We start from the raw sequence: 11,409 nt of genomic DNA on the forward strand, positions 1-11,409 counted from the left end.
CCCATGATCTTGCCCATGAACAGCCAGTAGACGCAGAACTGCGTCAGCGGGTTGATGTAGGACCAGAAGACGCCGAGGATCGAGTTCGAGTAGCGACCGCTGATCTCCCGCTGCACGAGCAGCTTGAGGAGATAGCGGCGCTTGAAGACCGACAGCAGCCCGAGGTTCTCCGCCGGCGGCGCCAGCGGCGCGTCGACGACGCGTACGGGACGTTCGTCAACTCCGGTTGCCATCGGTCTCCTTCTCCTCAGTAGCCAGCCACGGCTCGAAGGTCTTCTCCCAGGCCTCCGGCGAGGTGAACTCGGGGAGCTTGGAGCGGTACTCCGCGGCCAGCTCGGGCCAGCGACGCTTGAGCTGGCGGTGCACCTTGATGGTGTCCCGCATCATCTGGTTGAAGAGCTTCTTGTCGCGGCGGTAGAAGGCAGCGCCCTGCTGGTCGTTCATCGACACGATGGCGCTGTCGTACTTGGTGATCCGATACCACTGGTTGTCCATCGCTGCGAGCTCGGCCTCGGGGAACTCCTCGGAGAGCTTGCGCGGCTTCAGGATCTGACGGATCGGCGCCTTGAGCGCGGCGATCTTCACCTCGCGGCCGGTCGGCACCTCGGTGTCGGCCTTGCCCTTGCGCGGCGGCTTGTGGCGGCGTACGGGCGGGAACTCGTCGCGGTCGGCCTCGAGCTGCGCGTCCGGGAACTCCTTGGCCATCTCACGTACGGCCGGGAGCTGGGTCGCGAGGGTCTCGTGGAGCCTCTCCGGGCCGGCGAGCACGTCCAGCAGCGCCTGGTGGCGCAGCTTGACGGTGGAGTACTGCATCGAGACCAGGTGCTTGACCTGGTGGGAGAACGACTCCCGGACCATGCGGCCACCGTCGTCATAGATCGAGTGCAGCAGCGCCGCCACGAAGCGGTTGCGCTGGTGGAAGTAGGACTGCCAGTCGAGGGCGTCGTTCTTGTCGGTCCACGGGACGTGCCACACGGCAGCGCCAGGGAAGGACACGGTCGGGAAGCCCGCCTCCTTGGCGCGCAGGCCGTACTCGGAGTCGTCCCACTTGATGAAGACCGGCAGCGAGAGCCCGATCTCCTCGATCACCTTGCGCGGGATCAGGCACATGAACCAGCCGTTGAAGTCCACGTCCACGCGCTTGTGCAGCCAGCGGGTCGAGCGCAGGTTGCGGGCGCCGAAGTCCCAGTCGCCGACGACGCCTGGAGCCGACTCCCACCAGAACCGCCACGGCTGGACGATCTCGCCGAAGGTGTGCAGGCGGGACTTGGCGAAGAGGGAGAACATGTGGCCGCCGACGATCGTCGGCCGCTTCGCGAGGTCACCGAAGGTGACCGCGCGGATGATGCCCTCGGGCTCGCAGACGACGTCGTCGTCCATCATCAGGGCGTACGTCGCGGTGCCCTTGCGCACCGACTCGAGCTGTCCACGCGCGTAACCGCCGGAGCCACCGAGGTTGCCCTGCTCCAGCACCCTCAGCAGGTCGCCGAGCGCCTTCTCCGCCGCAGGGAACTCAGGGTCGTCGACGACCTTCTTGGTGCCCTGCTCCATCAGGAAGACGGTGTCGAGGTAGGGCCGCAGCTCCTCGTCCTCGCCCATCTGGGCGAGCAGCTTCGAGGCGAAGTCGGGCTTGTTCATCGTGGTGACGCAGATGTCCACGGTGCCGTGCTGGGCACGGTCCTCGGGGACCTCGGCGGTCCACTCGGCGGAGGTGACGACGGCGTCCTCGTCGGAGGCGACGACGTCGTACCAGTACCAGCCGCCGTCGACGAACGGCTTCAGCGGCAGGTCGAAGGAGAAGGTGCCCGTGCCACCGACAGCGTCGGTCTCCGTGGTCGCGGCGTCCACGCGCTGGGAACGGCCGTTGGCCATCGACTTGTAGACGATGACGCTCGCACCGCGGCCCTTCAGCGTGACGGTCAGCTTCACGTCGTCGACGACGGTGTGCCGGCGCCAGTAGCTGGCCGGGAAGGCGTTGAAGTAGGTGCCGAGCGAGAGCCGCTCACCCTGGATGACCCGCAGTGCCGTACGCGACTCGAGCTGGTCGGGGTGGACCTCGGTGCCGTCGTTGATCGACTGACGGATCTGGGCGTTGTTCAGCGCCTGGGCGGACTTGTCCGAGCCGACCTCGTACTTGTCGGCGTCCAGGATCGCGGCCTGGTTGTCGACGTAGAGCGGGAGTACGTCGGTGTCACGGTCCAGGGGCAGGATCTGCCGCTGCAGAAGTCGGGTGGTCACTCGTCAACGCCTCCGGAAGTGAGGGGGGTGCCGTCCTCGAAGTGGGGACGGAGCTTGTTCTCGAACATGGTGAGCGCGGACGCGATCGCCATGTGCATGTCCAGGTACTTGTACGTGCCGAGGCGGCCACCGAAGAGCACCATCGGCTCCTTCTTGGCCAGGTCGCGGTAGACCAGGATCTTCTCGCGGTTGTCGGCGGTGTTGATCGGGTAGTACGGCTCGTCACCCTCCTGGGCGAACCGGCTGTACTCCTTCACGACGATGGTCTTACCGGGCTTGTAGCGGTCGGCGCGCTCGGGGTGGAGGTGCTTGAACTCCAGCTCACGAGTGAACGGGACCTCGGGGTCGTTGGCGTTGACCACGCCGGTGCCCTGGTAGTCGTCGACGTCGAGGGTCTCGGACTCGAGGTCCACGGTGCGCCAGGAGAGCTTGCCGGCGGAGAAGTCGAAGTATTCGTCGACCGGGCCGGTGTAGACGATCGGGACCTTGCCCTTGTAGTCGTCGACCACGGAGAAGAAGTCGGTGTCGAGCTTGACCTCGATGTTGGGGTGGTCGGCCATCCGCTCCAGCCAGGCGGTGTAGCCGTCGACCGGGAGACCTTCGTACTTGTCGTTGAAGTAGCGGTTGTCGAACGTGTAGCGGACCGGCAGCCGGGTGATGATGTCCGGGCTGAGCTCGGTCGGGTCCTTCTCCCACTGCTTGGCGGTGTAGCCCTTGATGAACGCCTCGTAGAGGGGGCGCCCGATCAGGGAGATCGCCTTCTCCTCGAGGTTCTTGGCGTCCTCGGTGCTGAACTCGGCGGACTGCTCCGCGATCAGCGCGCGGGCCTCGTCGGGGGTGTGCGACTTCCCGAAGAAGGTGTTGATCAGCGCAAGGTTCATCGGCAGGGAGTAGACCTGCCCCTGGTACTTCCCGAACACCCGGTGCTGGTAGTTGGTGAAGTCGGTGAACTTCCGTACGTAGTCCCACACCTTCTCGTTGGAGGTGTGGAAGAGGTGGGTGCCGTACTTGTGCACCTCGATGCCGGTCTCCTCGTCGAACTCGGAGTAGGCGTTGCCACCGACGTGGGAACGGCGCTCGATGATGAGCACCTTCTTGTCCAGCTCGGAGGCGGCACGCTCGGCAATGGTCAGGCCGAAGAGGCCGGAGCCGACGATGACGAGGTCGGGAGTGGTTTCAGGGAAGGACACGATCGCTCAGTCTAGGTCTCTGTTGGTGGGGGGCGGTCAGGAGGAGGTTGAGGGTGTTGAGTTGGGCAGCGTTCGCATGCCCCGCGCTGCGCGCAGGGCCTTGATCACGTTGACGGCCTCGTGCTTGCCGCCTCGAAGCGGGCTGAGGAGGACCACAGCCGCGGTGATGAGCCAGGGCTTGAGACGTACGAGGACGTTCTCGCCGTAGCGGAGGTGGACGACGAACAGGTTGCGGTACATGTAGAAGCCCTTCCAGCCGGCCAGGTCGTGCTGCTGGCTGAAGTCGAGCTGCCGGACGAGCACCGCGTCACGTACGGCCCAGATCGTGCGGCCGGCGCGACGGGCGCGGATGGCGAGGTCCACGTCGTCGTAGAAGATGAAGTAGGAGGGGTCGGGCAGCCCGATCTCCTCCAGGACGGTGCGGCGGATCATGAAGCCCTCGAAGGCGACGTTCTCCACCGGCACCCGCTCGGGCATGGCCTCGCGGGTCGGGTAGGTGTCCATGACCGAGGCGGTCTTCGGCTTGATCGCGAGCGGGTTGCGCAGGTCGAACTTGAGCGCGGCCAGCTCGATCAGGTTGCCGTTGCGGTCCTCGCGCACGGAGAAGAGGCAGTCCTCGTCCTGGGCGAGCAGCACCTCGAGGCAGTCGTGGGCCGGGACGACGTCGTCGTCGATCAGGTAGAGGCGGTCCCAGCCCTGCGAGACCGCGGCCTTGGTGCCGAGGTGGAAACCGCCGGCTCCGCCGAGGTTCTCGGGGCTGTCGATGACCTGGAGGTTGGGTGTGATCGCCTCGGCGAGGACCTGGCTGGTGTGGTCGGTCGAGGCGTTGTTGACCACGATCACAGCGTCAGCGGGCTGGTCGAGCTTGGTGAGCCCGTCGAGCAGCCCGCGCAGCATGTCGGCGCGGTTGTAGGTGACGACGACGATCGCGACCGTCTCACGGGTGGTGCTCAACGAAGGAACCTCTCGTGTCCACTGAAGTCCCCCCGGATGGCCGCCCACCAGGCCTGCGCGGAGAGCCGGATCCGCTTCGGCTCGGGCTTGGTGAGCAGGTAGAACCATAGAGTCTTCGCCACGAAAGCCAAAGCGAAGGGCCAGCCTCGGTAGTCGCGCAGGTTGAGCAGGTTGTTGCGCGCCATGCAGTAGTGCTTCAGGTCGCTGGGCGTGTGGTTGTACGTCGCCCGCCCCCACGCCATCGGAGTGCCGAGGTCTCCGACCGCCGGGTGGCGCACCTGCGCACCGACGACGGTCGCGATCCGGGCCCCGGCCTGCTCGGCCCGCAGCCGGTATTCGTGGTCGTCGCCCCAGATGAAGAACTCCGCGCGGGGGTAGCCGATCTTCTCGACGAGGTCGCGGGTGACCAGGACGCCGTTGAACGGGATCACGATGTCCCGGATCAGGCCGTCTGTGGCGGCCGCCTCGACATCAGCGAGCTGGTGCACGACCTTCGAGCGGCCCGGGAGCCGGATCGGGAAGACGAGGCGGCCGGGGTCGCGCTCATCGACTACGAGCGGCCCCCAGAAGTCCAGGTCGCTCTGCTTGAGCAGGAGGGCCAGGCAGTCGGCGTCGGGCAGGCCGTCGTCGTCCATCAGCCAGACCAGGTCGGCGCCGCGCTCGACCGCCAGCTCCAGGCCGTCGTGGAAGCCGCCGGCGCCGCCGCTGTTGCGCTCCAGGGTGTGCGCGACCACCGGCACCGCCCGTCCGGCCGTCGAGCCTGTCGAGACCCCTTCGGCACCGTCCAGCTCGGCCAGCCACTGCGACGTACCGTCCGTGGAGGCGTTGTCGATGACGATCACCTCGTCGAGGCCGTCGACCACGTCGAGCCGCTCCAGCAGTCGCTGCAGCAGCTCGAGACGGTTGAAGGTCACCACGACGGCGGCGACACGATTGCTCCCTGGCACGGATCCAGACTAGCCGCGACCTCGGGGGTTCCCGGGAATCAGCGAGTCCGTGTGACGCCTCGTTAACGCGTTGTTCAACACAGCGAACGGCGTCAGGTCCACAGACTCGCAATCGGCAACCCGTAGAGCCGATCGGAGAATCGATAGCTTTCCGATCCTGTGTTGAGGACGATCCCGGCCACGAAACGGTCGCCAACCGCATCACGCAAAGAACGAAGGCCATCGAACTGCGACCCGCGGAACGAGGTGGCTGCCTTGACCTCGATCCCGACGACCCGCCCCCCGGCAAGCTCCATGACGGCATCCACCTCCAAGCCGTTCCGGTCACGGAAGTGATAGAGGTCGAACTCTTCACCGGTCCAGGTGCGCTGTCGCATCAGCTCGGCGACGACCAGCCCTTCAAGCATTGCCCCGTACGCCTCACGGTAGGCCAGCTCGTCCAACTGCTCCTTCGTCAATCGAGTGAGATGGAGCGCAAGCCCGGAATCGAGGACAAGCATCTTGGGGCGGCCGACCTCGCGTTTGCGCAAGTTAGGCGTCCACGGAGGGACCGTAGCCACCAGACCTACATCGGCAAGTAGATCCAGATAGGAGGTGATCGTCGATGCCGGAACCGCTGTGACGTCGGCGAGCTTGGACTTGACCAGTTCCCCTGACTGAGCGCCGGCGATCGCGCGCAACAACGACTCGACCCGCGCGGGTCGAACCTCCTTGCGCAGCTCGCTCAGGTCACGGCGGACGACCCCAGTCAGATATCCATCGAACCATCGTCTGCGCATCCGGTCGGGCAGGCTGACCACCTCCGGGTAACCTCCGCGAGCCAGCAGCTCTGCATAGTCGCACTCGACTGGTCGCCAAGCATCGAGTGTGTCGTCTATCGTCACCGCGCGTGCCGCGAAGTCGGCTGGCGCGGCGCGTACCTCGCCTTCGCTCAGACCATAGAGCGGTAGGCGGCCGACCCTGCCGGCCAAGCTGTCAGCAAGCCCTCGCACCCGTAGCAGCGAGGACGATCCTGTGAGGATGAAGCGACCGGCTCCGCATTCCTTCTGATCAGCCCTGTCACGCATCAACCGTACCCGAACTCGCAGGAACGCTGGCCTCAACTCGCAGGAACGCTGTCCGCAATCCGTAGAAACGCTGTAGCAGACCGATGAACTGATTCACAGACCAATGCGTCGGTCTCGACACGCTCGCTGAACCTCACGGCTCGACCGACGACGGTTCAGCACGCTGATGCGAGGTCGTCGGTCTCGTTGGCCTGGTAGCCCTTGTTGCGTGAGCCCAGGGCGCCGCCGGTGACGGGACCACCGTCGCCGGAGTCACCGGCGGGCTTGGTCTTGACGTCGTCGTTCTTGGTGGCGGGTGCCTTGGTCTCGCCATCGTCCCCCTCGTTGCCGGGCGACTCGAAGACCTCCTCCTTCTTCGGGGTGGCCTTCTTCACGGCCTTGCGCACCTCGGCGTGGATGTCCGACATGTCCGGGTCGGCCGTGCTCACCAGCGGCGGCACCAGCGAGAGCGTGGAGACCTTCTGCGACTTCGCCTTCAGGGCGAGCGCCGAGAACCTCTCGATCTCGCTCGGCGGCACCGTGGTGGTGATCGTGGCGCCGGTCGCCTTCGCGACGTCCTGGTAGTGACGTACGACGTCTGCGGGGCTGGTCTGCTGCAGGATCGCGCTCATCACACACTTCTGGCGGGCCATCCGGGAGTAGTCGTCGGAGTCGTGGCGGGCTCGGGCGTACCAGAGCGTCTCCCAGCCGTCGAGCTTCTTCTTGCCGGGCTCGATGTGGGTGTAGAACTTGTCGGAGGGGATGCCGACCGGGATCGGCTGACGTACGTTCAGGGTGACCCCGCCGATGGCGTCGACGATCTTCTCGAAGCCGTTGAGGTCGACCATCGCGTAGTAGCTGATCTGCAGGTCGGTGATGCCCTCGACGGCGTCGACGGTCGCCGCCATGCCGGGGTCCTTCTCGTCCTTGTAGAGGTCCTTGTGCTCCCCGGCCCAGGTGCTCACCCCGTTGAGGTAGCAGCCGTCACAGTCGAAGCCGCGCGGGAACTCCTCGTCCATCGGGGAGCCGTCGTCGAAGGTGAAGTTCTGCATGTTTCGAGGCAGGCCGATGAGCACCGTACGTCCCGTGACGGCGTCGATGGAGGCGACCGTGAGCGAGTCGGGGCGCAGGCCCCAGCGGGTCTTTCCGCTGTCGCCGTCGGCGCCGGCGAGCAGGACGTTGAAGCGGCCGTTGTGGGCCTCGGCGGCCTCGGCCCCGGCGAAGATCGTCTCGACCATGCCCTTGTGCACACCGACCAGGTGGGCACCGAAGATCATGGTCGCGGCCACGGAGAAGGCCAGCGCGCCGTTGATCGCGACCACGATGCGCCGCTGCTTGAGGTCGAGCTCGAGCGGGCGGCCCAGGCGCCAGGCGTCCACGAAGAGCGCCGCCCAGGCGAGGGCGCCGGCGATCAGCGCGATGCGGAAGAAGCCGAGCAGCCACGGCGTCGTGCCCAGCCGGAAGATCAGGCCGTGCCACAGCAGGGAGATCCCGAAGACCAGGCCGGCGGTGACCGCGAGACCGATGACGGTCCAGATCGCGATCCGGCCGACGCGGCGGTTGCCCGCGACGAGCTGTGCCGAGCCCGGCAGGAGCAAGGTGATCAGCAGCAGCGCCATGGCACGGCGGAAGCGCACGCGGGAAGCGCGCTCGGCGGCCGTACGCTGGGGCCGGTAGTTCTGATCAGCCATGACAGGTCCCTCGGGCAGTTCGTCTTTACCGGGCAGGTTTTACCGGGCGAGGGGGGTTACCAGGTAAATGGGTTGCCCCGCCAGTATCACTAGTCACACCAGTAACACGACGGTACGACGCGCCGTCTAACTCTACCGGCGCGGCACGGTACGTTTGAGCGCATGCCAAACCCCCGCAACCCCGGCAACCCCAACGACCCCCGGTCGCAGCAGTACGGGTGGGCGTACGGCCGCGGCCAGTCTGCTCCGCCCAACGGGCCGGAGCAGACCAACGTCATGCCGACGGCCCAGCGCCCGCCGGCCGGCTCGCCTCCCCCGGCACCGCAGCGGGGTGGCTACGACCGCCCGCTGCCGCAACCCGGGCAGATCGCGCCGACGCCCGGCTATGACCAGGGCTACGGGCAGCAGGGCTACGGCCAACAGGGTTATGGCCAACAGGGCGGCTGGAGCCAGCCGAGCGAATACGGTGGCGGCACCGGGGGCCATGGGGGTCCGGGCGACGGCTATGGCGGCCGAGACGGTCGGGGTGGTGGTCGCGGGGGCCGCCAGCCCAGGCCCAAGAAACGGCACCCGTTCCGCCGGTTCGTCGCCATCTTGATGATCCCGGTGCTGATCCTGGTCGGCGCGATCGCCTGGATCGGCATCAGTGCCTGGAACAAGGTCGACAAGGTTCCCTACGAGCCGACCGCCGGCGAGCGCCCCGCCGACCAGCCCGGAAAGACGTACCTCATCGTCGCCAGCGACTCCCGCGAGGGCCTGACCAAGGCGGAGAAGAAGAAGCTGCACACCGGCGACGCCTCAGGGAGCCGCACCGACACCATCAAGCTGCTGCACACCGGTGCCGGCAAGACCATCGTGGTCACAATCCCGCGTGACTCCCCGGTGGACATCCCCGGTCACGGCAATACCAAGATCAACGCGGCCTTCGCGTTCGGCGGCCCGGAGCTGCTCACCCAGACGATCGAGCAGAACACCGGCGTACGTATCGACGGCTACGTCGAGATCGGTATGGGCGGTCTCGCACGGCTGGTCGACGGTGTCGGCGGCGTCGAGATCTGCCCCAAGCAGGACATGAAGGACCCGCTGGCCGGCCTGAACGTCAAGAAGGGCTGCCAGGATGCCGACGGGGCCACGGCTCTTGCCTACGCCCGCTCGCGTCACGTGGAGAGCACCGGCGACCTGGCCCGCGGCGTCAACCAGACCGAGGTCATCTCCGGCATCGGCAAGAAGATGACCAACCCGGCCACGGTGCTCAACCCGTTCAAGCTCGCCGAGATGGGCAAGAGCGCCGAGGGGCTCAAGGTCGGCGAGGGCATGAGCGTCATCGGCGGCGTGCAGTTCGCCTGGGCGTTCAAGGCGCTCGCCGGCGGTTCCGCGATGACGTGCGGCGTTCCGATCGTCGATGTTTCGACCCAGTGGAACAAGGAAGACGCGTTGACGATGTTCGGCCATATCAAGGAGGACACCGTCGACCAGATGCCGGCCGACATCTGTACGCCTACCGGCCTCCCGAAGAGCGTCACCGGCTGATCCTCGAACCGGCCACCGCCGTCCCTACTGACTTTCGTCGGTAGGGACGGCTGCTTTTCGTGCAGTGTGCCGGGCTGCGTACGTCCCTAGTTTCGACGCATGATCACTTTGGACCACCTGACCAAGAGATACGGCGCGACCACCGCTGTCGACGATCTCACCCTGCAGATAGAGCCCGGCCGGGTCACCGGCTTCCTCGGCCCCAACGGCGCCGGCAAGTCCACCACGATGCGGATGATCCTCGGCCTGGACCGGCCGACGTCCGGGACCGCCAGGATCGACGGTCGTCCGTACGCCTCGTTGGAGCGTCCGCTCCGAGAGGTCGGTGCCCTGCTGGACGCGAAGGCGGTGCACCCCGGTCGCCGGGTGCGTACGCATCTGGTGGCGATGGCGCGGAGCAACTCGATCCCGGTGGCGCGGGTCGACGAGGTGCTCGAGCGCGTCGGCCTCGCCGGCGTGGCGCGGAGGCGGGCGGGGTCGCTCTCGCTCGGCATGAGCCAGCGGCTCGGGATCGCCGGGGTGCTCCTGGGCGACCCCCGGGTGATGCTCTTCGACGAGCCGGTCAACGGGCTCGACCCGGACGGGGTGATGTGGATCCGGAAGCTGCTGAGGTCGCTCGCCGCGGAGGGGCGCACGGTCTTCGTCTCCAGCCACCTGATGAGCGAGATGCAGCAGACCGCCGACCATCTGGTCGTGATGGGCCGCGGGCGGCTGCTCGCTGACTCTCCGATGGCCTCGTTCGTCGCCGGGCACGGGTCGCTCGAGGAGGCGTACTTCCGCCTGACGTCCGACAGTGTGGAGTTCGCCGGGACGGAGGTGGCCTGATGTTGACCTCGTTCTGGGCCGCATTCTGGGCCTCGATCTCCTCGGAATGGACCAAGCTGTGGTCGGTCCGCTCGACCTGGTGGTGTCTGATCGGAGCGGTCTTCCTGATGGCGCTCTACTCGGTGCCGCTGGGCTTCGACGCCGCCAACCCCAACCCGAACATGTCCCACGACGACCAGCTGCTGCACGCCGAGGACGTCGCCACCGCGGGGCTGCTGTTCACCCAGTTCGCGCTGATCGCGCTGGCCCTGCTCACGGTGACCTCGGAGTACGCCTCCGGCAGCATGCGTACGACCCTGCAGTGCGAGCCCCGGCGTGGTCGGGTGCTGGCGGCGAAGCTGGTCGTCGTGGAGGTCGTCGCACTGGTCTCCGGAGCGCTCCTGGCCGTCCTGGGCGCGGGGCTCGGCTACCTCACCGCGGGGGACTACGGCGTCTTCGACGTCTCCTCGGTGGCCGTCGTGGCGGGCAAGGTCAGCGTCTACATGGCGGTCGTCGTCGCGCTCGCGATCGGCCTGGCCCTGGCGCTGCGCAGCACCGCTGGTGCGCTGGTCGTGGCCTTCCTGGCGCTCTTCCTGCTGCCCATGGTGCTGATGATGAGCGGGATGGACCTGATGACCGATCTCTCCTACTACCTGCCGGGGACGGCGGGCACGGAGTATCTCGGCATCGGGATCGCCACCCTCTTCGGGCTCGGCGACGGGCTTCCCTACGGGCACAACGGCGGGCTCGGGCTCTTCGCGGCCTGGTCCGGGGTCGCGCTCCTCGCGGGCTATGCGGTGTTCCGCCGCCGCGACGCCTGACCCGTCCCGAACAGGAACGTCCCGAACCGGAACGTCCCGCACAGGAACGTCCCGCACAGGAACGTCTCAGTCCTCGCCCACGAGCCCGGCCACGTGGGCGTGGACCGCTGCCTGCACCCGGTTGAGTACGCCGAGACGACCGAAGGCGGTCCTCAGAGAGGCCTTCACGGTCCCCGCCACGAGATGGA

The 11,409-nt window shown here is 67.1% G+C and carries 9 protein-coding genes and 1 pseudogene; 3 read left to right on the forward strand and 7 right to left on the reverse strand.

Going from position 1 to position 11,409, the window contains the following annotated elements; all coding sequences use genetic code 11:
* The 7 genes and pseudogenes from ACRDPS_RS11545 to ACRDPS_RS11575 all read right to left on the reverse strand — a co-directional run.
* Window positions 1-233, reverse strand: a pseudogene (locus ACRDPS_RS11545) (ABC transporter permease); the annotation flags it as partial.
* The gene (locus ACRDPS_RS11550) at window positions 217-2,238 is read right to left on the reverse strand and encodes a glycosyltransferase (RefSeq protein ID WP_431501780.1); all 2,022 of its coding nucleotides are present in this window, start codon (window positions 2,236-2,238) and stop codon (window positions 217-219) included. The pseudogene ACRDPS_RS11545 and the gene ACRDPS_RS11550, both read right to left, overlap by 17 nt.
* Complete coding sequence (gene glf, locus ACRDPS_RS11555) at window positions 2,235-3,428, reverse strand: UDP-galactopyranose mutase (RefSeq protein WP_431501781.1); 1,194 nt, start codon at window positions 3,426-3,428, stop codon at window positions 2,235-2,237. Before glf ends, ACRDPS_RS11550 begins: the two co-directional genes overlap by 4 nt.
* 36 nt (window positions 3,429-3,464) lie before the next feature.
* Window positions 3,465-4,382 (reverse strand): glycosyltransferase, encoded by a 918-nt coding sequence (locus ACRDPS_RS11560; RefSeq protein ID WP_431501782.1) that lies wholly within the window; start codon window positions 4,380-4,382, stop codon window positions 3,465-3,467.
* Window positions 4,379-5,329 carry a glycosyltransferase family 2 protein gene (locus tag ACRDPS_RS11565; protein WP_431501783.1) on the reverse strand — a complete coding sequence of 317 codons (951 nt, stop codon included), beginning with the start codon at window positions 5,327-5,329 and terminating at the stop codon, window positions 4,379-4,381. Before ACRDPS_RS11565 ends, ACRDPS_RS11560 begins: the two co-directional genes overlap by 4 nt.
* A gap of 92 nt (window positions 5,330-5,421) precedes the next feature.
* Window positions 5,422-6,396 carry an ATP-binding protein gene (locus ACRDPS_RS11570; RefSeq protein WP_431501784.1) on the reverse strand — a complete coding sequence of 325 codons (975 nt, stop codon included), beginning with the start codon at window positions 6,394-6,396 and terminating at the stop codon, window positions 5,422-5,424.
* 155 nt (window positions 6,397-6,551) lie between these two features.
* A complete protein-coding gene (locus ACRDPS_RS11575; RefSeq protein ID WP_431501785.1) occupies window positions 6,552-8,066 on the reverse strand; it encodes an LCP family protein in 1,515 nt (504 codons plus the stop codon).
* A 162-nt stretch (window positions 8,067-8,228) separates the two neighbouring features.
* Here ACRDPS_RS11575 and ACRDPS_RS11580 point away from each other — a divergent pair, with 162 nt between their 5' ends.
* The 3 genes from ACRDPS_RS11580 to ACRDPS_RS11590 all read left to right on the forward strand — a co-directional run bounded on the left by ACRDPS_RS11580 (window position 8,229) and on the right by ACRDPS_RS11590 (window position 11,221).
* On the forward strand, window positions 8,229-9,596 hold the full coding sequence (locus tag ACRDPS_RS11580; protein ID WP_431501786.1) for an LCP family protein: 1,368 nt from the start codon (window positions 8,229-8,231) through the stop codon (window positions 9,594-9,596).
* 99 nt (window positions 9,597-9,695) lie between these two features.
* Window positions 9,696-10,421, forward strand: coding sequence for an ABC transporter ATP-binding protein (locus tag ACRDPS_RS11585; RefSeq protein ID WP_431501787.1), 726 nt, complete (start codon window positions 9,696-9,698; stop codon window positions 10,419-10,421).
* Window positions 10,421-11,221 carry an ABC transporter permease subunit gene (locus tag ACRDPS_RS11590; RefSeq protein ID WP_431501788.1) on the forward strand — a complete coding sequence of 267 codons (801 nt, stop codon included), beginning with the start codon at window positions 10,421-10,423 and terminating at the stop codon, window positions 11,219-11,221. Before ACRDPS_RS11585 ends, ACRDPS_RS11590 begins: the two co-directional genes overlap by 1 nt.
* Window positions 11,222-11,409 lie beyond the last annotated feature (188 nt).

Origin of the sequence: Nocardioides sp., assembly GCF_050699375.1 — a bacterium.
GTDB lineage: Bacteria > Actinomycetota > Actinomycetes > Propionibacteriales > Nocardioidaceae > Nocardioides.

Coding starts and splice junctions, on each gene's coding strand:
- ACRDPS_RS11570 (WP_431501784.1), bottom strand. CDS start 6,396: ATGCGTGACAGGGCTGATCAGAAGGAATGCGGAGCCGGTCGCTTCATC.
- ACRDPS_RS11575 (WP_431501785.1), bottom strand. CDS start 8,066: ATGGCTGATCAGAACTACCGGCCCCAGCGTACGGCCGCCGAGCGCGCT.
- ACRDPS_RS11580 (WP_431501786.1), top strand. CDS start 8,229: ATGCCAAACCCCCGCAACCCCGGCAACCCCAACGACCCCCGGTCGCAG.
- ACRDPS_RS11585 (WP_431501787.1), top strand. CDS start 9,696: ATGATCACTTTGGACCACCTGACCAAGAGATACGGCGCGACCACCGCT.
- ACRDPS_RS11590 (WP_431501788.1), top strand. CDS start 10,421: ATGTTGACCTCGTTCTGGGCCGCATTCTGGGCCTCGATCTCCTCGGAA.